The sequence below is a fragment of the Vibrio astriarenae genome (assembly GCF_010587385.1).
Taxonomy (GTDB): Bacteria; Pseudomonadota; Gammaproteobacteria; order Enterobacterales; family Vibrionaceae; genus Vibrio; species Vibrio astriarenae.
The window spans coordinates 849519-873235 of record NZ_CP047475.1 but is presented as its reverse complement, the minus strand read 5'-3'; the positions used below and the strand labels follow the sequence as shown (position 1 = coordinate 873235).

Here is a 23717-nt window from a genome sequence, read left to right as displayed (position 1 = left end):
GTGATTCTCTAATTATTAGGGCAGAAACGAACTGCTTGTTAGTGTAGTACAACTTCCTTGCGACTCATGAGATTGACTTGAGTCTTGAGCAGCTCTGCTGCTGGGTCTTCAGGGCACTGGTCGATAAAAAACTGATAGTCATTTAAGGCCACATTATGACAATCGAGCTGCTGATAAATAAAACCACGATCGCGAATTTCGTATGGGTCATCTGGGACAAAGGTCAACGCGAGATCAGTACAACGAAGGGCTAATGCGTAGCTCTCTTCACGCAGCAGTGCACTTTTGAGCAATGCTAACCAACGTCCAATGACTGTCGCATTATCCGTTAGCTCGAGATCAGCGGCACTGATCTTAGCGAGTGGCCCATCATGCCCAACAAGCCAAGCTCGCATGGTATGAGTCGTGACGTACTCGCCATTAAATGGGTTTAGATAACTATGCTCACCATCACTCCAATCAATACGCAGGACAAACTGCGTTGGAAATGCAATGCCGTGGATACGGAAACCGAGCTTGCGACCAAGATAAAGAAGGATTGCACCTAAGCTAACAGGGATGCCTTTCTTACGCTCAAGTACTTGATCAATAAAACCATTACTAGAGTGAAAATAGCTCTCTTTATCCCCTTGAAATCCCCAAGTGGTGTAAAACAGTCGAAGTAAGGCATCAAAGCGACTCTGATCATGTCGCTCTGAAACCAGCGTGAGTTCCGCCTCTTTAAGCAATCGACTTAACTCTTCATGTGCCCAGTGAACTTGTGTTGCTGAGTTGATGGCCTCATTGAGAATGAGCGCACCTTCAACCAGTTCAATCGAGTCAAAATCTTCATCAAACAGTGCTTGCATAAACTTCCTACAATCTTGTTTTGAACATGGTTACTTAACCAAAAATTGCTTGTTAACCAAAAAACAGCGGCGTTTTGGTCACCGCAACCTTGCCCGCCATAGCAAGCCAACCCATCGCGCCAAAGAAGGCGAAAGTGCGTAGCAAATTATTTTTAGCCATTTTTAACGAGAAAAAGCCTAAAGCAATATAAGCAAACACACAGGTAAACTTTTCGGTCAGCCATAAACCTTGTGGTGTAAAGGGTACAAAGCCTGTAATCATAATCAGTACAAGGCCTGACACCAGAAGCACCGTGTCATTGATGTGCGGAAACACCTTAAAAAACTTGGCATTACTCAAGCCTGAGTTGGCCATCATCATTGCATAGCGCACCGTCAGTAGAGCGGCACTAAGGGCAATGGTCATCAAGTGTAGGTGTTTAATTCCTTCGTACATGTTCAATCCTATCTATTCCACTGACCGAGAGTGACTCGGTCATTGTCGCCAAAATCTTTTTCTGTCGAGACCTGCTCAAAACCGAAGCCACTGAGTATGTCTCGCACCGCTTCGCCTTGGTCGTAACCATGCTCAAGTAGCAACCAGCCACCTGTGGCAAGGAATTGCCGTGCATGTACACTGATATAACGGATATCCGCTAAGCCATGCTCTTGCGCGACCAACGCCGTTCTTGGCTCAAAGCGCACATCACCTTGATCTAAATGTGGGTCTTGAGGGTCAATATAAGGTGGATTAGAGGTGATGACAGCAAACTTCGCGCCAGCTTCTAGAGGTGAATACCAGCTCCCATGCATAAACTGCGCATTATAAAGTGCTAGACGGTCACGGTTTTCACTTGCTAGCTGGTACGCGCTCTTTTGAAAATCGATGCCCAACACATTTCTGTCAGGCAGCTCTGAGGCCAGCGCCAAGGCGATTGCGCCTGTGCCAGTACCGAGGTCAAGAATGTCACCTTCGCTCACCAGTGCCTTATCTAAAGCCAGTTCAACCAAACGCTCTGTATCAGGACGAGGTATCAAGGTTGACGTGGCCACCTTCAAGTTGAGCGACCAAAACTCACGATAGCCTAGAATGTACGCCATCGGCTCGCCCTGCTCACGTCTCATAAGTAACAGTTCAAGCTCAGCCAACTGAGAATCATCCAGCTGTTTTTCTGGCCAGGTCAGTAGGTAACTTCGTGGCTTACCCAAGATATGACAAAGCAGCAGTGAGGCATCCAAAGAAGGAGACTCACTGCCGCTCTCCACCAAGCGAGCCGTTATCGCTCGCAAGGTGCTATCAATACGTTGTGCTGACATTGAATTAGTTGTTATCAGCGAGTGCAGCCAACTGATCCGCTTGGTGCTCTTGAACAACCGGGTCGATCAGAGATTGCAGATCGCCTTCTAGCACTTCATTTAGACGGTAAAGCGTTAGGTTAATACGGTGGTCAGAAACACGACCTTGTGGGTAGTTATAGGTACGAATACGATCACTACGGTCACCAGAGCCAAGTAGGTTGCGGCGCGTGTCTGACACTTCTGCCGCACGGCGTGCTTCTTCCGCTTGCACAATACGTGCTGCCAGCACTGACATCGCTTTCGCTTTGTTCTTATGCTGAGAACGCTCATCCTGACACTCTACCACTGTGCCTGTCGGTAAGTGGGTAATGCGGATCGCAGAGTCCGTGGTGTTAACGTGCTGACCACCCGCGCCCGAAGCACGGAATGTATCAATTTTAAGGTCTGCTGCTTTAATTTCTGGCAAATCTGCTTCCGGAATTTCAGGCATGATCGCAACGGTACACGCCGAGGTGTGCACGCGACCTTGAGATTCAGTTTCAGGAACACGCTGCACACGGTGGCCGCCCGACTCAAACTTCATTGTGCCGTAAACACCATCACCGCTCACTTTAGCGATCATCTCTTTGTAACCACCCTGCTCCGATTCGTTGCAGCTCATGACTTCAACGCGCCAGCCCTGCTTCTCAGCATATTTAGAGTACATACGGAAAAGGTTACCAGCGAAGATACCTGCTTCATCACCACCTGCACCCGCTCGAATTTCTAAGAAACAGTTACGCTCATCGTTTGGATCTTTTGGAAGGAGAAGGATCTGAAGTTCATCATTCAGACGTTCGATCGTCTCTTTTGCTTCTTTAATCTCTTCCTGCGCCATTTCGCGCATCTCTTCATCGTCTTCTTTTGCCATCTCTTCAGCTGCTTCAAGATCTTCTTGAGCTTGCTGATAGGCTTGGAAACACTTGGTCACCTCTTCTAGCTGTGAGTACTCGCGTGATAGCGCACGGAACTTGTCCTGATCGCCAATCACATCTGGATCACCCAGCAAATGTTGAACTTCTTCGTATCGTTCAACGAGTGTTTCTAGTTTCGCTAAAATTGAGGCTTTCATAAGTGTCGTCTTATCTGGTTGCTATTATTGAGGGGCATCGATGACTAGCTATTCATATCTAGTCCAAGTGACTCTCGGATAATTTGTAGTTTATCATGTTGTCCCTCTTGAGCCGCCTGCTGCATCGCCTGCGTCGGTGAGTGGATCAACTTGTTTGTGAGCTTGTTACTTAGCTCTGTAAGCACCTTTTCTGGATCTGCACCGCTTGCGAGCGCTTGCATACCTTTCTCTAGTAGCTGCTTACGAATTTCATGTGCATTGTCGCGATATTCTCGAATACCGTTCACTGATTTCAGTGAGCGATGCCAGTCCATAAAGACGGTGCTTTCTTGTTTGACTATCGCTTCTGCTTGAACCGCCTCAGCTCGGCGCTGTTCAATATTAGAATCTACTATCGATTGTAGATCATCTACCGTGTAGAGGTAGGCATCATCAAGGTCGCCTACTTGCGCCTCAATATCACGAGGTACGGCGATATCAATCAGCAGTATAGGTTGATGCTTACGTGCGCTGAGCGACGTCTCCACCATACCCTTACCGATGATAGGTAAAGGACTGGCTGTCGAGCTAATCACAATATCCGCTTTGGCCAAGTGCTCAGGTATCTCATTTAGTGCAATGACTTCAGCACCAAACTCATTTGCCAGACTCAAAGCACGTTCACGTGTGCGGTTTGCCACGATCATTTTTGTACAGCCGTTGCTCGATAGATGCTTGGCCACCAACTCAATGGTTTCACCAGCACCCACCAACAAAACGGTTGAGTTCGCTAGCGATTCAAAAATGTGTTTTGCTAATGTACACGCCGCATAGGCTACCGAAACCGCTGAGCCACCAATATCCGTTTCAGTGCGCACTCGCTTGGCTACTGAGAACCCTTTCTGGAACAATTTTTCAATCGATGTGTTTACCGACTGATGGCTTTTCGCATCAGCAAACGCCTGCTTAACCTGACCCAGAATTTGCGGTTCACCAAGGACTAACGAATCGAGTCCACACGATACGCGCATCAAGTGAGAGATCGCCTCAGTATCTCGATGCACATAGAGACTTGATCGTAACTCACTTGGCTCGACCTGATGGAACTCCGTCAGCCAATCGACTAATGCTCCCTCGTCTTTCGCACTCACGTCACAATATAACTCGGTACGATTACACGTCGAAAGAATAACGCCACCTTCAATACCTTCTACCTGTTTGATATCAGACAGCGCTTGAGACAGCTTATCTGGACCAAAGGCGACTTTTTCACGCAACTCTACTGAAGCAGTATTGTGGTTGATGCCAAGAGCAAGCAAAGTCATGAAATAGAGGTTCTCTGTTGGTGGGAGGAACAAATAAGAGCCGAATTTTACTTGATGCCCCTGTAGATGAAAAGAGCTGTAACCCGCTTTTCTGAGCTTAACCACCTCTATGTGTTTATCAGACAACCAATTTTAGTGATATAGTTGTGTTTTATAGTTCATTCTCTATGTGACTCACCTTGCGTGGTTAACACCAAGCCAGAGACTTATCAAGCCTATGAATCTAATTACAATTTTTCGCCGACTTTCATTCATCAGCCTCGTGTTAGTTCTAATTAACGGCTGTAGTTCGCTGCCAGAAAGTGCAACGAGTGTTGAATGGCAAAGCCATCAACAAAAACTGCAATCTATCGTCAACTATCGCGCTAACGGCAAGCTGGGTTATATCTCGCCTCAAGAGCGTCAGTCCCTCAACTTTGACTGGCGAGAAGATGCGCAGAGTAATCGACTGACACTACGCACGATCCTTGGCCAAACCGCACTATCGGTAACGTCAACACCCGACGGTGCGGAAGTGACGACCATGGAAGGCGACACGTACACGGGTAACAATGCGCAACAACTGATCGCCCAGCTAACCGGACTTTCGATTCCGGCAGACTCGCTGCCTAGCTGGCTCATCGGCTTACCTGCTGATGCTGACCACTATGAACTCACTGCTGAAAACACGCTAGCCAGCCTTGATAAACAGATTGGCGGACAATTTTGGCGCCTAACCTATTCTCGCTATAGCGATGTCGACTACGCAGGCGAGACACTGCCCTTGCCTTCACGTATGACATTGACCAATGGCGACACCAAACTCAACATCATCATTTCAAAATGGGCTATCTCTCAATGACACACCCTTTTACCTGGCCGTCACCTGCGAAACTAAACCTGTTTCTGTATATCAATAACCAGCGCCCTGATGGCTATCACGAGCTGCAAACTCTATTTCAGTTTGTCGAGTTTGGCGATGAGCTACACGTAACTCCTAATCACAGTGGGAACATCACCATCAGCCCCGAAATTGAAGGCCTAGCAGTCGAAGACAATTTAATTTGGAAAGCCGCAATGGCACTTCGAGCGCATACTGACAATCAAAAAGGTGCCCATATCGAGCTCACCAAGAAGTTACCTATGGGGGGCGGTATTGGAGGTGGCTCGTCGAACGCTGCTACGGCGTTAGTGGCACTCAATAGGATCTGGTCAGTCAATCTATCTGATGATGAACTGGCAGAGATAGGGTTAAAGCTTGGTGCCGACGTACCGGTATTTGTTCGTGGTCACGCAGCATTTGCAGAGGGCGTTGGTGAAAAAATTGTCTCCGTTGAACCACAAGAAAAGTGGTACTTGGTTGTAAGACCAAACGTCAGCATTTCTACCGCAGAAATTTTCACTCACCCAGATTTAACACGAAACACGCCAAAACGTCCGTTAAACAAGCTCTTGAACTGTCAATACGAAAACGATTGCGAAAAAATTGTCAGATTGCTGTATCCAGAGGTTGATAAGCAACTTTCATGGCTGCTACAATACGCGCCGTCTAGATTGACGGGTACAGGTTCTTGCGTTTTTGCTGAGTTTGACAGTGAGCAAACTGCTCAAAATGTCCTCGCTAAACTGCCTGATAGTGTCTCTGCTTTTGTTGCTCAAGGGCGTAATATTTCGCCTCTGAAACAGGCATTGTCCACCTTCAAGTCTCAGACAAATCAAACAATTTAAATTCTGCATGCAACCCTGAGGTTTCCACCGTGCCTGATATGAAGCTATTTGCTGGTAACGCAACACCTGATCTAGCCCAACGTATTGCTGACCGCCTATACATCTCTCTTGGAGACGCTACTGTTTCTCGTTTTTCTGACGGCGAAGTTGCAGTGCAAATCAACGAAAATGTTCGTGGTAGTGATGTATTCATCATTCAATCAACCTGTGCTCCAACTAACGACAACCTGATGGAACTGGTTGTAATGATTGATGCAATGCGCCGCGCTTCTGCGGGCCGTATTACAGCAGTTATCCCTTACTTTGGTTACGCTCGCCAGGATCGTCGTGTACGTTCAGCACGTGTGCCAATCACTGCGAAAGTCGTTGCGGATTTCCTATCTAACGTTGGTGTTGACCGCGTTCTTACGATTGACCTACACGCAGAGCAGATTCAAGGCTTCTTCGATGTACCTGTAGATAACATCTTCGGTACTCCAGTACTTCTAGAAGACATGCAAAGCCGCGGCCTAGAGAACCCTGTTGTGGTATCTCCAGACCTAGGTGGTGTTGTTCGTGCTCGCGCAACTGCAAAAGCACTGGGCGATATCGATATCGCTATCGTTGACAAACGTCGTCCACGCGCTAACGTTTCTGAAGTGATGAACCTTATCGGTGACGTAGAAGGTCGTGACTGTGTGATCGTTGATGACATGATCGATACTGGTGGCACACTATGTAAAGCAGCTGAAGCGCTAAAAGAGCGCGGTGCTAAGCGTGTATTCGCTTACGCAACTCACGCTGTTTTCTCTGGTAATGCAGCGTCTAACATCAAGAACTCGGTTCTTGACCAAGTGATCATCACTGACTCTATCTCTCTGTCTAAAGAGATGGCAGCGACAGGTAAAGTAACCACGCTAAGCCTATCACGCATGCTGGCTGAAGCGATTCGTCGCATCAGCAACGAAGAGTCAATTTCTGCGATGTTCAACCAGTAATTTCTGGTTCGATACGCGAAAAACACATCTCTTAGAAAAATGCCAGTCAGCTCTGCTGACTGGCATTTTTTTATCTCTCGATTTTGCTGACCCATAAAAAAATCCGATAGACGGGGTCTATCGGATTATTCACACATTAATCGGGTCTTTGATCTAATACTGCATCACGTGTTCGAGATTAAGTAGCTTTGAGAGCCTTAACTTGAGAGCAATAGAAAAGAAGCCTTACTTCGCTTCAATCTTGGCCCAAGTATCACGAAGACCAACAGTACGGTTGAAAACTAGCGCCTCTGCCGTTGAATCTTTTGAGTCAACACAGAAATAGCCAGTACGCTCAAACTGGAAGCCCGCTTCTGGTTTTGCTTGCGCTAGGCTTGGCTCTACGAAGCCTTGTACCTTAATCAATGACTCTGGATTAATCGTCTCAGCAAAATTATCCGCTGCGGCTGGGTTAGCAACAGTGAATAGACGATCATACATACGAATCTCAGCAGGCAGAGCTTTGTCAGCCGATACCCAGTGGATCACGCCTTTTACTTTGCGGCCGTCTGCTGGGTTCTTACCAAGCGTTTCATCATCGTAAGAGCAGAAGATAGTCGTGATATTACCCTCAGCATCTTTCTCAATGCGCTCAGCCTTAATCACATAAGCACCACGTAAGCGTACTTCTTTACCAAGCACTAGACGCTTGTACTTTTTGTTCGCTTCTTCACGGAAGTCATCGCGTTCAATCCAAACTTCACGAGTAAACGGCACTTCACGCTCACCCATTTCAGGCTTGTTAGGGTGGTTTGCTACCGTTAGGTTCTCAACCTTACCCTCTTCGTAGTTCTCGATCACAATCTTGACTGGATCGAGCACTGCCATTGCGCGCGGTGCATTCTCATTTAGATCATCACGAATACAAGACTCTAGCGAGCCAAACTCAATCATGTTCTCTTGCTTGGTTACACCGATACGCTTACAGAACTCACGAATTGAGCCAGGAGTGAAACCGCGGCGGCGTAGACCAGAGATCGTTGGCATACGAGGATCATCCCAACCTTGTACAAGATTTTCGGTCACAAGCTGGTTCAGCTTACGCTTAGACATTACCGTGTACTCTAGATTCAGACGGCTGAACTCATACTGGCGTGGTTGGCAGTCAATGGTAATGTTCTCTAACACCCAGTCGTATAGACGACGGTTGTCTTGAAACTCTAGTGTACACAGTGAGTGTGTAATGCCTTCTAACGCATCAGAGATACAGTGAGTGAAGTCGTACATTGGGTAGATGCACCACTTGTCACCCGTTTGGTGGTGGTGAGCAAAACGCACACGATAAAGAACAGGGTCACGCATCACCATGAATGAAGATGCCATATCGATCTTAGCACGCAGACATGCCTTGCCCTCTTCAAAACCACCGTCACGCATTTTCTCAAACAGTGCGAGGTTCTCTTCAACGCTGCGGTCACGGTACGGGCTTGGCTTACCAGGGGCGGTTAGCGTGCCACGATATTCGCGGATCTCATCAGGAGTCAGCTCGTCGACGTATGCTAAGCCTTTTTCAATCAGCTCGACAGCGTATCCGTATAGCTTATCGAAGTAGTTAGATGAGTAGCACACCTCACCAGACCAATCAAAACCAAGCCAGCTTACGTCGTTTTTAATCGACTCAACGTATTCAACGTCTTCTTTCTCTGGGTTGGTGTCATCAAAGCGTAAGTTACATTGGCCTTGGTAATCCTGAGCAATTCCGAAATTCAAGCAGATCGATTTCGCGTGACCAATGTGCAGGTAGCCGTTTGGCTCCGGTGGGAAACGCGTGTGAACATGGTTGTGTGTTCCTTCAGCCAGATCTTTATCAATGATTTGGCGAATGAAATTCGACGGGCGAGTTTCAGTTTCACTCATCAAGAGTACCTCAATCTTTCAATTTAATTCTCGAGCCTACATATTGTAGACGTATACACCAATGATCCACGATTCTGAGGAATTTCACAATACACCGACATAAATTAAAACGAAAAAAAGCCTCTTGAGGGAGAGGCTTCAAGAGGCTTAGATTTGAATTACGAGTTATTTGCTTAAAAGCGCACCGATTATGGCAGAGCTACCTGAGATAGGTCTTCACCCGCACCGATTGCTTTCATTTCGCCAGCAACGATCTCTGCTTGTGGACCAAGGATAACTTGTAGGTTGTTTTCACCTAGTTTCACCACACCCTTCGCACCCAGCTTCTTAAGTACAGCTTCGTCAGCGATAGAGCGGTCTTTAAGAGTTAGGCGTAGTCGAGTGATACAAGCATCGATAGACGTTAAGTTCTCGTGGCCGCCCAGTGCTTTTAGGTATTGGCGAGCAACATCACCTTTTGGCGCATCAGCAGCTGATACTGCAGCTTCTTCGTCATCATCTTCACGACCTGGAGACTTCAGGTTGAAAGCGCGGATTGCGAAGCTAAATGTGAAGAAGTAAAGCGCACCAAATGCCAGACCGATAAGTAGTAGCGTCACTGGTTTCGTCGCTAGACCCCAGTTTAGTACGAAGTCAATCAGACCTGCAGAGAAGCCAAAGCCGTGCAGTGTACCGAACATGTTAGCTACAACAAGAGACAGACCCGTGAACACAGCGTGCATCGCGTATAGTGCTGGAGCTAGGAACACGAACATGAATTCTAGTGGCTCTGTGATACCGGTTAGGAATGAACAGAAACCTACAGAAAACAGTGCACCACCTACTTGACTACGTTTTTCTGCTGGCGCTGCTAGGTACATTGCTAGGGCAGCACCAGGTAGACCGAACATCATCACAGGGAAGAAACCATTCATGAATACGCCAGCACCTTTATCGCCACCGAAGTAACGGTGTAGGTCACCAGATTTCACTGTTTCTGTGACTTCTTTCACTGTTGCCGTGATCTCTGGAGTAACAGAGTTAGCAAATTCGAATGTATGAGTTTGGCCTGCTACTAGTGATTTAGCTAGTGCTGGATCTACACAAAGTTGTTGAATTGCCGGAAGAGCTTGGCCCGCCGCTTGAGCACCCGTCACTAGCACTTCTTGACATGTACCCATGCCGAACCAGAAGTAAGAGTTCAATACGTGGTGAAGACCTACAGGGATAAGAGCACGGTTTAGCGTACCGTAGACAAATTGGCCGATAGCACCAGAGGTTGAAACCGCGTGAGCTAGCGTATCAAGACCTGATTGAATTGATGGCCATACAACACCAGCAACAGCACCTGCTACTAGAGAGAAAAGACCAGCCATAATCGGAACAAGTCGCTTGCCAGAGAAGAATGCCAACCACTCAGGAAGACGTGTTGCATGGAAAGCGTTGTATGAGTGGCCTGCGATGATACCTGCGAAAATACCACCAAAGAAAGACATGTTCACTTCTGCATTGATGGTTGTCGCGGTCGCTGTCAGTACAAAGTAAGCAACGGCACCAGCAAGACCTGCGGCGCCCGAACCGTCTTTAGAAAGACCAATCGCGATACCCAGACCGAAAAGTAGTGGTAGGTTGCCAAAAATAGCACCACCAGCTTCAGCCATAAATGCAATATCAAGAAGGTCACCTTGACCTAAACGTAGTAGAAGTGCCGCTACTGGGAGCGTTGCGATAGGTAGCATAAGAGCCTTACCCAACTTCTGCGCATATCCGAGAATGTTCACCTTATAGTTCCCCCTATAGGATTTTTAATTTGTTTGACCGACTTATTTTGGCCGCTCAATTTAGTCCTGTTTAGTGTACGGCAATAATTTTGCCCCGCAAATTAAAAGGTCATCAATTGTGATCATAATCACCAGTTCCGACCCAAAAACAAGGTTTTTGCTAGCCAGATCATAAAACTTATTTTATGATACGAATTAATGAGTTTTTTCGGCTTATATTGTATTTCACAAATGACAATTTTCCGCATTAAACCACTGAATATAAAAGGAAGAGCTCTATCTATCATGAGAATCAGATTGATGATTCACCCGGATACGATAGAATCCAATAAGCACTTTTATTATTCGCATGCTGAAATAAGATAATTTGTGACGAGAGAGAAGTCTGATAAGCCCTTAGAAAAGGGCAGCGACGCTTGTATCCCAGAGATCACAATATAATTAAATAAGAATAAGGATTAAATCATGTACGCTCTTACCAACTGTAAAGTCTACACTGGCTCGGATGTGTTAGCAGAACACGCAATTGTCATCGACAACGACCAAATCGTTCAAATCTGCCCAGCAAGTGAACTCCCTAATGGCATCGACACTGTTAACCTTGAGGGCGCCAATGTAAGCCCAGGCTTTATTGACCTACAACTTAATGGTTGTGGGGGCGTCATGTTTAATGATGAAATCACTGCGGAAACGCTCGAGATTATGCATCAAGCGAACTTGAAGTCTGGATGTACCAGCTACCTACCGACACTGATTACCTCTTCTGACGAAAACATGCGTCAAGCAGTGGCTGCAGCACGTGACTACCAAGCTATGCACCAAAATCAATCACTTGGCCTACATCTCGAAGGCCCTTACCTAAATGTCATCAAAAAAGGCATCCACAGCGTCGACTATATTCGCCCTTCCGATGACTCAATGATTGACTACATTTGTGAAAATTCAGACGTCGTGACCAAAGTGACGCTCGCACCAGAGCGCAACAAGCTCGAGCATATCGAAAAACTCACTAAAGCCGGCATCGTCGTTTCCATCGGACACACTAATGCCACCTACGCAGAAGCTCGCCGCAGTTTTGAGGCTGGCATCAGTTTCGCTACCCACTTATTTAATGCCATGACGCCGATGGCAGGCCGAGAACCTGGTGTGGTGGGTGCTATCTATGATACGCCTGATGTTTACGCCGGCATCATTGCTGATGGCTTCCACGTTGATTATGCCAACATTAGAATTACTCACAAAATCAAGGGAGAAAAGCTTGTATTAGTGACAGACGCCACAGCTCCAGCAGGCGCTGAGATGGATCACTTTATTTTTGTAGGTAAGAAAGTATATTACCGTGATGGTAAGTGTGTTGATGAAAACGGCACGCTTGGCGGCTCGGCGCTCACTATGATTGAGGCAGTACAAAATACCGTTGAGCACGCAGGTATTGCTTTGGATGAAGCATTGCGCATGGCAACATTATACCCTGCCCGCGCGATCGGTGTTGATAACAAGTTAGGTCGTATTAAAAAAGGTATGATCGCGAACTTGACAGTATTTGACCGTGACTTCAAGATCCAAGCAAATGTAGTTAACGGAAAATACGAGCAAATATAAGCATGAACGGCGGACAAATTGGTAACGTAGACCTAGTAAAACAACTAAACGGCGCAGCGGTTTACCGTTTAATCGATCAAAAAGGACCGATTTCTCGGATTCAAGTGGCTGACGTTAGTCAACTTGCTCCTGCCAGTGTTACTAAAATCACCCGCCAACTCATCGAGCGTGGCCTTATTAAAGAGGTCGCTCAACAAGCTTCAACAGGTGGTCGACGCGCGATTTCACTGCAAACGGAAGTCACTCCTTTCCACTCTGTTGCTGTGAGAATTGGTCGAGACTACGTTCACTTAAGCCTGTATGACCTGGGTGGACAACTTCTTGCCGATACGCAACACGATTTCTATTACACCGAGCAAGATGAACTTACTGAAGGTGTAGTGAATTTTATCCGCCACTTTATCGCGGAAAACGACAAGCTTATCGACCAACTTATCGCCATCGGTATCACGCTACCTGGCTTAGTCAACCCTGAAACGGGTGTCGTCGAGTATATGCCAAACATGGACATCGAGCAGCTGGAGCTAGCGACCATCATTCGCGAAGCTTTTTCGGTGCAATGTTTTGTAGGTAATGACGTACGTGGCATGGCTCTGGCCGAACACTATTTTGGTGCTAGTCAAGACTGCCAAGACTCGATTTTGGTCAGTGTCCATCGTGGTACTGGTGCTGGTATCATCGTCAACGGTCAAGTTTTTCTTGGCTTCAACCGCAACGTGGGTGAAATTGGCCATATTCAGATCGATCCACTCGGTGAACAGTGCCATTGTGGTAACTTTGGCTGTCTAGAAACCGTTGCCGCAAACCCAGCGATCGTCGAGCGCGTGCGTAAACTCATTGCACAAGGCTATGAGTCCAGTCTGACAACGCTCGACTCGATTACTGTTGATGATGTTTGTAAACACGCCAACCTCGGTGATGAACTTGCAAAACAGAGCTTGGTGCGCGTAGGTAATCAGCTTGGTAAAGCTATCGCTATTACTATTAACCTATTTAACCCACAAAAAATCTTGATTGCCGGCGACATCACTAAGAGTGAAGATATTGTTTTCCCTGCGATTATGCGCAATGTCGAGAATCAATCTCTAACGACTTTCCATCAAGACCTACCTATTGTGGCTGCAAAGCTGGGTGATCGCCCTACGATGGGTGCATTCGCGATGATCAAACGCGCGATGCTAAATGGCGTTTTATTGCAGAAACTGCTCGAAGACTGATCAAAATATTATTAGAATTTAGGGCTGTGATTTCACAGCCCTTTTTTGTATATATAGTAGTTGCACATGGATATAATTTTAATAAGTGCTGCATTTGTAGCTGGGGTTATCGCCCTAAAATGCCACCTACCGCCCTTGGTAGGCTTCCTTCTTGCGGGCTTTACATTGCATAGCTTCGGTTATGAATCAAACGCTCTCATCGACACCCTTGCAGACTTGGGTGTCACTCTCCTGTTATTTACCATCGGTCTTAAACTCGATGTCCGCTCTTTGCTTACGAAAGAGATTTGGGCCGGAGCAACAGCCCACAACCTTTTTTCAACACTCTTTTTTACTGTTGCATTAGGATTCCTCAAACTACTCGGCTTACCCAGCTTGGCGCAACTTGACGTAGTACATCTACTACTTCTGGGTTTTGCACTTTCTTTCTCTAGTACTGTTTTCGCGGTTAAAGCGTTAGAAGAGAAAGGTGAAATGAATGCGACCTATGGCAGTCTCGCTATTGGTATCCTGATCATGCAGGATATCTTTGCTGTTCTGTTTCTGACCGTCTCAACCGGAAAAATTCCCGAGTGGTATGCCATCGCTCTGTTTGCTCTGCCTCTGCTTCGCCCGCTCTTCTTCAAACTGCTCGACGTCGTTGGGCACGGTGAAATGCTGGTCCTAATGGGGATCTTCCTCGCACTAGTGTGTGGAGCAGGGTTGTTTGAAGCGGTTGGCATGAAGCCCGACTTAGGCGCTTTAATTCTAGGGATGCTATTGGCCGGACACCATAAAGCTTCGGAACTCTCTAAGGCATTATTCAATCTAAAAGAGCTGTTCCTGATCTGTTTCTTCCTGAATATCGGGCTTTCTGCAGAACCCACTTGGCAAGGTTTAGGCCTGGCCATCGTGTTCATGCTGCTACTTCCGATCAAGGGTTTGTTTTATTTCCTTATTATTAACCACTTCAAATTTCGGGTACGTACGTCCCTTTTCGCGTCACTCACCCTATTTAACTTCAGTGAATTTGGCTTAATCGTCGGCGGACTCGCCTACAAGCTTGGGTGGATGAGTGGTGACATGTTAGTCGCCATCGCTCTTGCCGTGTCTCTATCATTCATCGTAGCGGCGCCACTTAACAATAACGCGCACTCGATTTACCAGCGCTTGGGGCGGTGGCTAAAAGAGCACGCTGCTGAAAGGCTCAACCACCGCGATCAACTGATTGACCCTGGAAATGCACAAGTGATTATTTTGGGTATGGGCCGCATTGGCTCCGGTGCCTATGATGAGCTATATCAGCGCTACGGCAGCCGCATTATGGGTGTAGAAGTTCGAGAAGATGCGGCAAGAGCTCACCGTCAAGAAGGTCGTAATGTGATTGCTGGTGATGCAACTGATTCGGATTTTTGGGAGCGTATCCTTGATACTGCCAACGTCAAACTTGTCCTACTCGCAATGCCAAACCACCAGGGTAATCAAACCGCACTATTCCAATTGAAACGTCGCAACTATCAAGGGCAAGTTGCTGCCATTGCTGCTTACCCAGATCAGATTGACGGTCTGCTTGCTGAGGGTGTTGATGCTGCATTTAACATCTACAACGAAGCAGGTAGCGGATTTGCACGCCATGTTTGCGAGCAGCTCAACCCTAAATTTGACACTAAATAAAAATCAATCAGTTAGCTGACAAACCATCAGATCAATCACTTCAAAGGGGCTTCTTGCCCCTTTTTTGTTTGCTTTTTATACTCATTTTAAATTTCATTTATCATATTGGTTATTTTTATAAAAATTATTCAACCACAAGCCGACTGTGTTGTTTTTATTCTCTAAAGCGGTTGCATTTTTTAATCACAATGGCAAATTGAATACATAAGTGATTATTAAGATATTTAGATAAGGATGTTGTATGTGTTCAGTATTTGGCATTTTAGACATAAAAAGTGATGCTGCGGCGTTAAGACCGATCGCGCTTGAGATGTCGAAAAAGCTTCGCCACCGTGGTCCTGATTGGTCAGGTATTTACTCTTCAGAGCGCGCTATTTTAGCGCACGAGCGCCTAGCGATTGTTGACCTAAACAGCGGCGCACAACCTCTTTACAGCCCAGATGGTAAGCTCGTCTTAGCGGTGAACGGTGAGATCTACAACCACAAAGAGATTCGTGCTAAATACGAAGGCAAATACGATTTTCAAACTGAATCAGACTGTGAAGTTATTCTCGCGCTTTACCAAGAGTTTGGTGCAGATCTCCTTGAAGAGCTGAATGGTATCTTCGCTTTCGTGCTTTATGATGAAGAAAAAGATCAATACTTAGTGGGCCGTGACCACATTGGCATCATTCCTCTGTATCAAGGCTATGATGAGCATGGCAACTACTACGTAGCGTCTGAAATGAAAGCCCTGACGCCTGTGTGTAAAACCATCAGCGAGTTCCCTCCTGGTTGTCACTACGGCTCAGCGGATGCTGAACCACAACGTTACTACATTCGTGATTGGAATGAGTACGCAGCAGTTCAAGGTAACACCACCAGCAAAGAAGAGTTAACTGAGGCTTTGGAAGCAGCCGTTAAACGCCAACTAATGACTGACGTGCCTTATGGTGTGTTGCTCTCTGGTGGCCTAGACTCTTCAATTACCTCAGCTGTCGCGAAGCGCTTTGCGGCAATGCGTATAGAGGATGACAGTCAATCTGAAGCATGGTGGCCACAGCTGCACTCTTTTGCTGTTGGTCTGGAAGGTGCGCCAGATCTTAAAGCTGCTCGCGAAGTCGCTGACAAGATTGGTACCGTTCACCACGAAATGACCTATACCATCCAAGAAGGTCTGGATGCGATTCGCGATGTTATCTATCACATTGAGACTTACGACGTCACCACGATTCGAGCTTCCACGCCCATGTTCCTGATGGGACGTAAAATCAAAGCGATGGGCATCAAAATGGTACTCTCTGGTGAAGGTGCAGATGAGATCTTTGGCGGCTACCTCTACTTCCACAAAGCGCCAAATGCCAAAGAGTTCCATGAAGAAACAGTACGCAAACTGCTGGCGCTAAACATGTTCGACTGTGCGCGTGCAAACAAATCTTTGGCCGCTTGGGGCGTTGAAGGACGTGTTCCATTCTTGGACAAAGAGTTCATAGACGTAGCAATGCGTCTAAATCCTGAAGACAAGATGTGTGGCAACGGGAAAATGGAGAAACACATTCTTCGCGAGTGTTTCGAGCACTACCTGCCAGACTCTATTGCTTGGCGTCAAAAAGAGCAGTTCTCTGATGGCGTTGGCTACAGCTGGATTGATACGCTAAAAGCCGTTGCTGAAGAAAAAGTCACTGACCAACAGATGGAAACAGCGGCCTTCCGCTTCCCGTATAACACACCAACGACCAAAGAAGGTTATGTCTACCGTGAAATCTTTGAGGAACTATTCCCACTGCCTTCTGCAGCTGAGTGTGTCCCGGGTGGACCTTCTGTCGCTTGCTCATCAGCAAAAGCGATTGAGTGGGATGAGTCCTTCCAGAACTGCGTAGACCCATCGGGGCGGGCAGTGCAAACCGTCCACAACGACGCTTACGAAAATGCATAACCCTCTTTAGATACAAAAAAACCCTAAAACGATGAGTTTTAGGGTTTTTATTATCCGCCTCGACTCTGTAGACGATAGCCTATAAATCTAAGTCACTATTATCGACTTTAACTTCCACCATCTTGTTGAGCATCTTCACTAGCATGATGGAGCGCAGCTCACCATCCGGCTCTTGATATATCGCTTCAATACCAGCAAATTGACCGGACTTTACCACCACTTTTTGTCCAGCTTCTGGTAGCTCAATCTCTTCTGGCTTATCATCCAGTGACTCTAACTCTTTCAAGCCAAATATGAGGTCACCTTGTACCTCTTGTGGATAAGCGCCCTGACGGATAAAGTCGACGACACCGCGCGTTGAGCGCACTGTGGTAAAGGTTGGGCCCAACTCAAAATCAAAACGTACGAACATATATGAGGGAAACAGCGGCTCTTCCTTCACTTGCCGTTTACCACGAATGATCTTTTCAACTTTAACTTTAGGATAGTAGCATTCGACCTTTTGATTAGTCAGGTGCAAAGTCGCTCTCTCCTGTTCGCCTCTTTTACAATAAAGTACGTACCACCGCTTCATTTTTTACCAACTATTTTCTTTTTAATTATAATAAATCTAACGTCGTCTCAAAGGTTTTGCTTAAAACTACATAACGAATTGAGCACGTACAAGTTCACCTAATAGCTTAATGTGTTCATCACTATCATTCAAACATGGAATATAGTGAAATGCCTCCCCACCAGCTCGAATGAACACTTCTTGACACTCTTCAGAGATCTCCTCCAGTGTTTCTAAGCAATCTGACGCAAACGCTGGCGTAATAACGTCCAACTTCTTTATACCTTTACTCGGTAGACTCTCTAATGTTTTGTCAGTGTAAGGTTGTAACCATTCCTCTCGGCCAAAGCGTGACTGATAGGTATGCCCTATTTGATCATCGTTAAGCTCAAGCTCTTGTGCTAATAGTTGGGTGGTTGTTTCACAGTGCTGAGGATAAATGTCACCATTGTCCGCGTAACGCTTTGGTATTCCATGATAAGAGCAAAGCAAATAGTCGCCCTGTCCCGACGCCTGCCACTGCTGTCGTACTCTTGCAGCCAGTGCTTTGATATACAATGGGTGATCATGATAATCGGTCAGAAAGCGATATTGCGGAAGATGTGCGTGTCCTTTAAAGGCTTTAAGCAATCCGTCATTTACGGCAGCGGTCGTTGTGCCTGAATACTGTGGGTATAGAGGCAATACCAACATATCTTCGACGCCACGGGCCTGAAGGGCTTCAATACCTGCGCGAAGGCTTGGATTACCATAAGTCATACCAAGCTCTACAGGAAGACCTAACGCGCTCTCTAGGCACTCTTTTTGCCTTTTCGAGTACACCATAAGCGGTGATCCCTCATCCATCCAAACGGACTGGTACAGCTTCGCCACTTTTGGTGAACGAACCGGAAGAATAACGCCGTGCAAAAGAGGACACCACAGCCACCGCGTCATGTCCACAACGCGATGGTCATGCAAAAATTCCGCTAAGAACGCCTTGACTGCTTGAGGGGTTGCAGCATCCGGAGTCCCTAGATTAACGAGTAAAACACCCTGTTGTTTATTTTCCATATCTCGGCTTACTGTGATTATTTACGATAAACAAATGACTGCAAGCGTCATTGTTGCTACTGAGTTAAACTACGTCGCATTGCCAAATTAAGAGCAAAAAAAAGCGACCGTTAAGGTCGCTTCACTATATCAAACATTGCTCAAATTAAGACAGAGCTTTCTCTAGTTCTGCACTTACTTCAGCCACTTGCTTAGTACCATCGAATTTAAGGTACTTAGTGTTACCTGCTTCAGCTTCTTTGCCGTAGTAAGAGATAAGTGGTGCAGTTTGCTCATGGTATACGCCTAGACGTGCACGAACTGTCTCTTCTTTGTCGTCATCACGAACAACTAGGTCTTCACCTGTTACGTCATCTTTACCTTCCACTTTAGGTGGGTTGTAAACAACGTGGTATGTACGGCCAGAAGCTAGGTGAGCACGACGGCCCGCCATACGTTCAACGATAACATCGTCAGCTACATCAAATTCGATAACGTAGTCTACGTCAACGCCCATCTCTTTAAGACCATCAGCCTGTGGAATTGTGCGAGGGAAGCCGTCAAGTAGGAAACCTTTCTCACAATCGTCTTGAGCGATACGCTCTTTGATAAGACCTAGGATGATTTCATCAGAAACTAGCTGACCAGCATCGATTACAGCTTTAGCTTGTTTGCCAAGTTCTGTACCTGCTTTGATAGCAGCACGTAGCATGTCACCAGTAGAGATTTGCGGAACACCGTATTTTTCCATGATGAAATTAGCCTGTGTGCCTTTACCTGCACCTGGAGCACCTAGAAGAATGATGCGCATGTTGAATCCTCTTGTATTTACAAACGATTTATACCGAAGCTCACTGTATGGAGTGAATGAGCGACTTGCTAACACAACGGTAAGTTTCGGTATAAGTTTATGGAAATGTAGGCTACGAAATGAGCCAAACGATTAAACTGGGCGTAGTCTACCACAGTTTTTTGCCATTTTTGCATAAGACCAAAGAATAAGGCACTGATGCTAGAATCACATCAGTGCCCTGTTTTAAGGTTTTTATGCCACTATTTCACTAGCAGTGTATTAATTGCGCCTAGAAACTGCGATGGGTCTTCCATCGAGCCGCGCTCCGAAAGCATCGCTTGGCCGAGAAGAACCTCAACCCAACGTCCAAATACCTGCTCATCGGCTTCATCCGCCATGCGCTTCACTAGCTCATGTTCTGGATTGATTTCAAAAATGTACTTCACCTCAGGCGCGGCTTGGCCCGCAGCTTCAAGGAGTTTCGCCATTTGCGTGCCCATTTCGAAATCATCAGTAACAACAACAGCCGGTGTTGTTGCTAACTTGAATGTGGTACGAACCTCTTTAACACGATCGCCTAAATACGCTTTTGTACGCTCAACGACAGACTTAAACTCTTCTTCTGTCTCTTTTTGCTTATCTTTCTCTGACTCATCTTCAAACTTACTCAGATCAAGGCCTGCCTTGGTGATTGACTGGAACTGCTTACCATCAAATTCTGTCAGGTAGTTCATCAACCACTCATCAATACGATCGAACATTAGCACAACCTCAATACCTTTCGCTTTAAATTGCTCTAGGTGAGGGCTGTTTTTCGCTGCTGCGTAGCTATCTGCTGTCAGGTAGTAAATCTTATCCTGACCTTCTTTCATACGCTCAACGTAAGACGCAAGTCCAACAGTTTGATCAGCAGACTCTACTTCCGTTGAAGCAAAGCGAAGAAGGGAAGCCACTTTTTCTTTGTTGGCCATATCTTCTGCTGGGCCTTCTTTCAGCACCAAACCGAACTCTTTCCAGAATGACTGATATTTCTCTTCGTCATTCTTCGCCATGCGCTCAAGCATAGTCAGTACGCGCTTTGTACAAGCATTACGCAGTGATTGGGTCACCTTGTTGTCTTGCAGAATCTCACGAGAAACGTTAAGAGGCAGATCATTTGAATCTATCAGACCACGCACAAAACGTAGGTATGAAGGCATGAATTGCTCTGCGTCATCCATAATGAACACGCGCTGAACATACAGTTTCAAACCCGATTTATGGTCACGATTCATCATATCCCACGGCGCTTTTGCTGGAATGTATAGCAAGCTCGTGTAGTCGTTTTTACCTTCTACACGGTTATGGCTCCAAACGAGAGGATCAGCAAAGTCGTGAGATACGTGCTTGTAGAACTCTTGATACTCTTCTTCGCTGATATCTGACTTGTTGCGAGTCCATAGTGCTTGCGCTTTATTGATCTGCTCCCACTGTTTCTCGCCAGTCTCTTTGCCTTCGTCGTCACGAACCGCAGTCTGAATCGACACTGGAATACCGATATGATCAGAGTATTTGCTGATCACCTCGCGTAGACGCCACTCGTCTAGGAACTCTTTGCCGTCCTCACGCATGTGAAGAACGATGTCTGTACCGCGGGTCTCTTTCGTGATGTCTTCAATGGTGTAGTCACCTTCACCCGCAGAGTGCCATTGCACTGCTTCTGAGGCTGCAAGGCCTGCCGCGCGTGTACGAACGGTCACGGCATCAGCAACAATAAATGCTGAGTAGAAACCGACACCAAATTGACCGATCAACTGCGAGTCTTTGCTTTGTTCTTCAGATAGCTTAGAGAAGAAGTCTGCGGTGCCTGATTTGGCGATCGTACCAAGATGTTCAATGACATCTTCGCGCGACATACCAATACCGTTGTCTGAAATCGTTAGAGTGTTCGACGCTTGGTCAAAAGACAGCTTGACGCCAAGATCGGCATCCCCTTGGTACAGCTCTGAATTTGATAGAGCTTGAAAGCGCAACTTGTCCGATGCATCTGACGCATTCGAAATCAGCTCACGCAGGAAAATCTCCTTGTTTGAATACAAAGAGTGGATCATTAAGTGAAGAAGTTGTTTAACCTCAGATTGAAATCCGCGGGTTTCTTTATTGTTGGAAACGGTTTCGCTCATGTTTACTCCAAAACGTTCGACTGTCTCGTTATGACACGCTGCGCAGTTTATTATGCACGCATGCTTGCCAGTGATGTTTTGTAGATAAGGGCGACCAATGCAAATTCAAGGTCAAAAACTGTAAAAGCCGTGTTTTTTTTATCTATTTTGTTTATCCTATGCTCCGAAAATATCTCAAACGAGCTAAACCTGCTTTGATGTTTTCCTGTTCCCAAAATATGCGCTCTTTGTTTATTGAGCAAAATCAGCAGCTTTTAGAATTTAAATTGTAATTCGGTGAGATTTTATTCACCGAATTTTGTACAATAGATACTCAAACCTTAATTTGAGAGCACTGATAATTTTCTCAATAAAATAAAGAAACAACCATTCGCGACCTAAGTTAGGTCCATTGAGGTGTAGTAAACGTTTATGAGTAATTTAGGTAACAAGTTTGTCCTCGCAAACAAGTTTCTGTTTGATCCTAACAACAACTCACTACTTGAGCAGTCTACAGAAGAGAACATTCGTCTGGGTAGCAATGAAAGCCGTATCTTGCTTTTACTTGCTCAACGCCCAAATGAAGTGGTCACTCGTACTGAACTGCATGAGTATGTTTGGCGTGAGCAAGGCTTTGAGGTCGATGACTCTAGTCTAACTCAAGCTATTTCAACACTAAGAAAGCTCTTAAAAGACCCTACAAAAAATCCAGAGTTTGTAAAAACGGTGCCAAAGCGCGGTTATCAACTGATTTCTACTGTTGAAGAATACAACACACTCGCAGGTACATCAGCAGTAGAAGTTGAAGAAGAGCCGGAAGTTGCTGTCAATTCTATTGAGTCAGCCTCCGAAGAAGAGAGCCATATTTCTCAGGTTGCTAGCTCGTCGAGTGACATCGTTGCGCAGCAAGAAACAACCACAGAAAATAGCTACCCAGCATGGGTTACTTATGCGATGTTGGCCGTTGCTTTGATTCTGCCCCTTTTAGCTATTTTCGGTAAAGCACCCGAAGACCAACACTTCCGTGAACTCGGTATCTTTGAAGATACCGTCGTGCTGACGCCAATTAATCACCCTGAATTAGAGGTATGGCTGCCGTCTATCGAACAGTGTGTCTCTCGCTACACGAATAACCGCATTGCTCAAGAGGCAAGCACACCGATCAAAGTCATTGCTACTGGCGGCCAGAATAACTACTTAGTTCTGAACTACATTCACCCAGAAAATGACTCGGGGTCTAGCTATTCTCAACAACTCGTATCCGATCCAACGAGTTTAACCAAAGTTTGCGAGTAAGGAGTTAACAAGAATGAAGCAAAAACATGCAGCCATTCTGCTGGCTATTTCGGCTGCCGTGAGTAGCTGGCTCTACTGGACAAGTGACCTGAAACTCGAGCAAATCTTGACTTCAAAGGAGTGGCAGTCTCACAACGTCTCGCTTATCTCTCAAGACTTAGAGGAACTGACTTGGGGCCCTTTAGAGCGCGCTGAAATGACCGCTAATGTGAAGTACTTACCGAACGGCAACTACATTCGCGTCTCTAAAGTAAAGTTTTACGGTCACGACATTGATTCGGTCGTAACAATGAACATTTCTGAGCACGGTTATTGGGACATCAGTGACAACTATCTGCTAATCTCGCCAACCGAGTTTAAGAATATGACAACACCGCACATGACAGATTTTAGTGACGAGCAGCTCGATATCCTCACCCAGGTGTTCAAAATGAACGCGCAACAGAGCCGTCGCATTGATGTGGTTAACGAAAAGTCTCTACTACTAACGAGTTTGAGCCACGGCTCTACGGTACTTTTCTCACATTAATCTGAATGCCTAAATAAGAACAGGGACGTTCTCAAGAAAAGTTAAACCACGGATTGAAATACCAAACCGTATTGCGCCTTGTAAACTTGGTTTGTCATTCGACTA

20 protein-coding genes are annotated in these 23717 nt (G+C 46.2%); 9 read left to right on the top strand and 11 right to left on the bottom strand.

The annotated features are described in order from the left end of the window. Positions 1 to 38 precede the first annotated feature (38 nt). The 5 genes from GT360_RS04210 to hemA are packed head-to-tail and all read right to left on the bottom strand — an operon-like array spanning position 39 to position 4541. Complete coding sequence (locus GT360_RS04210; RefSeq protein ID WP_164647661.1) at positions 39 to 848, bottom strand: SirB1 family protein; 810 nt, start codon at positions 846 to 848, stop codon at positions 39 to 41. Between the two features lie 52 nt (positions 849 to 900). Then, complete coding sequence (locus GT360_RS04205; protein ID WP_164647660.1) at positions 901 to 1284, bottom strand: SirB2 family protein; 384 nt, start codon at positions 1282 to 1284, stop codon at positions 901 to 903. Between the two features lie 8 nt (positions 1285 to 1292). Beyond that, complete coding sequence (prmC, locus tag GT360_RS04200; RefSeq protein WP_164647659.1) at positions 1293 to 2144, bottom strand: peptide chain release factor N(5)-glutamine methyltransferase; 852 nt, start codon at positions 2142 to 2144, stop codon at positions 1293 to 1295. 4 nt (positions 2145 to 2148) lie between these two features. Further along, a complete protein-coding gene (gene prfA / locus GT360_RS04195) occupies positions 2149 to 3237 on the bottom strand; it encodes a peptide chain release factor 1 (protein WP_164647658.1) in 1089 nt (362 codons plus the stop codon). Positions 3238 to 3281: 44 nt separating this feature from the next. After that, entirely contained in the window at positions 3282 to 4541 is a 1260-nt protein-coding gene (gene hemA, locus GT360_RS04190) for a glutamyl-tRNA reductase (protein ID WP_164647657.1), read from the bottom strand. A gap of 217 nt (positions 4542 to 4758) precedes the next feature. On the opposite strand from hemA, the gene lolB reads away from it, so the two are divergent. Genes lolB through GT360_RS04175 form a run of 3 tightly spaced genes read left to right on the top strand, consistent with a single transcriptional unit; the run spans position 4759 to position 7225 of the window. Further along, entirely contained in the window at positions 4759 to 5382 is a 624-nt protein-coding gene (gene lolB / locus GT360_RS04185) for a lipoprotein insertase outer membrane protein LolB (RefSeq protein ID WP_164647656.1), read from the top strand. Next, positions 5364 to 6248, top strand: coding sequence for a 4-(cytidine 5'-diphospho)-2-C-methyl-D-erythritol kinase (gene ispE, locus GT360_RS04180; protein ID WP_164647655.1), 885 nt, complete (start codon positions 5364 to 5366; stop codon positions 6246 to 6248). Before lolB ends, ispE begins: the two co-directional genes overlap by 19 nt. A gap of 29 nt (positions 6249 to 6277) precedes the next feature. Continuing rightward, complete coding sequence (locus GT360_RS04175; RefSeq protein WP_164647654.1) at positions 6278 to 7225, top strand: ribose-phosphate pyrophosphokinase; 948 nt, start codon at positions 6278 to 6280, stop codon at positions 7223 to 7225. A 225-nt stretch (positions 7226 to 7450) separates the two neighbouring features. Here the strand turns inward: GT360_RS04175 and glnS are convergent, their stop codons facing one another. Together glnS and nagE are read right to left on the bottom strand one after the other, a co-directional pair. Beyond that, complete coding sequence (gene glnS, locus GT360_RS04170; protein ID WP_164647653.1) at positions 7451 to 9121, bottom strand: glutamine--tRNA ligase; 1671 nt, start codon at positions 9119 to 9121, stop codon at positions 7451 to 7453. A gap of 188 nt (positions 9122 to 9309) precedes the next feature. Further along, positions 9310 to 10881, bottom strand: coding sequence for an N-acetylglucosamine-specific PTS transporter subunit IIBC (nagE, locus tag GT360_RS04165; protein ID WP_164647652.1), 1572 nt, complete (start codon positions 10879 to 10881; stop codon positions 9310 to 9312). Between the two features lie 465 nt (positions 10882 to 11346). Here nagE and nagA point away from each other — a divergent pair, with 465 nt between their 5' ends. From nagA to asnB, 4 genes are all read left to right on the top strand, one after another. Further along, positions 11347 to 12483 (top strand): N-acetylglucosamine-6-phosphate deacetylase, encoded by a 1137-nt coding sequence (gene nagA, locus GT360_RS04160; protein ID WP_164647651.1) that lies wholly within the window; start codon positions 11347 to 11349, stop codon positions 12481 to 12483. A 2-nt stretch (positions 12484 to 12485) separates the two neighbouring features. Further along, complete coding sequence (gene nagC / locus GT360_RS04155; protein WP_164647650.1) at positions 12486 to 13700, top strand: DNA-binding transcriptional regulator NagC; 1215 nt, start codon at positions 12486 to 12488, stop codon at positions 13698 to 13700. Positions 13701 to 13766: 66 nt separating this feature from the next. Further along, positions 13767 to 15353 carry a cation:proton antiporter family protein gene (locus GT360_RS04150; RefSeq protein WP_164647649.1) on the top strand — a complete coding sequence of 529 codons (1587 nt, stop codon included), beginning with the start codon at positions 13767 to 13769 and terminating at the stop codon, positions 15351 to 15353. A gap of 241 nt (positions 15354 to 15594) precedes the next feature. Next, the gene (gene asnB / locus GT360_RS04145) at positions 15595 to 17268 is read left to right on the top strand and encodes an asparagine synthase B (protein WP_164647648.1); all 1674 of its coding nucleotides are present in this window, start codon (positions 15595 to 15597) and stop codon (positions 17266 to 17268) included. A gap of 79 nt (positions 17269 to 17347) precedes the next feature. On the opposite strand, the gene rfaH is transcribed toward asnB, so the two are convergent. The 4 genes from rfaH to htpG form a co-directional block, all read right to left on the bottom strand. Then, a complete protein-coding gene (gene rfaH, locus GT360_RS04140; protein ID WP_164647647.1) occupies positions 17348 to 17842 on the bottom strand; it encodes a transcription/translation regulatory transformer protein RfaH in 495 nt (164 codons plus the stop codon). Between the two features lie 66 nt (positions 17843 to 17908). Then, positions 17909 to 18874, bottom strand: coding sequence for a ferrochelatase (gene hemH / locus GT360_RS04135; RefSeq protein ID WP_164647646.1), 966 nt, complete (start codon positions 18872 to 18874; stop codon positions 17909 to 17911). 145 nt (positions 18875 to 19019) lie between these two features. Next, a complete protein-coding gene (adk, locus tag GT360_RS04130; RefSeq protein WP_164647645.1) occupies positions 19020 to 19664 on the bottom strand; it encodes an adenylate kinase in 645 nt (214 codons plus the stop codon). A 242-nt stretch (positions 19665 to 19906) separates the two neighbouring features. Next, positions 19907 to 21808, bottom strand: a complete 1902-nt coding sequence (gene htpG / locus GT360_RS04125; protein WP_164647644.1) for a molecular chaperone HtpG — start codon at positions 21806 to 21808, stop codon at positions 19907 to 19909. Positions 21809 to 22219: 411 nt separating this feature from the next. On the opposite strand from htpG, the gene GT360_RS04120 reads away from it, so the two are divergent. Together GT360_RS04120 and GT360_RS04115 are read left to right on the top strand one after the other, a co-directional pair. Then, the gene (locus GT360_RS04120) at positions 22220 to 23083 is read left to right on the top strand and encodes a winged helix-turn-helix domain-containing protein (protein ID WP_164647643.1); all 864 of its coding nucleotides are present in this window, start codon (positions 22220 to 22222) and stop codon (positions 23081 to 23083) included. A 13-nt stretch (positions 23084 to 23096) separates the two neighbouring features. Continuing rightward, complete coding sequence (locus GT360_RS04115; protein ID WP_164647642.1) at positions 23097 to 23612, top strand: regulatory protein ToxS; 516 nt, start codon at positions 23097 to 23099, stop codon at positions 23610 to 23612. Positions 23613 to 23717 lie beyond the last annotated feature (105 nt).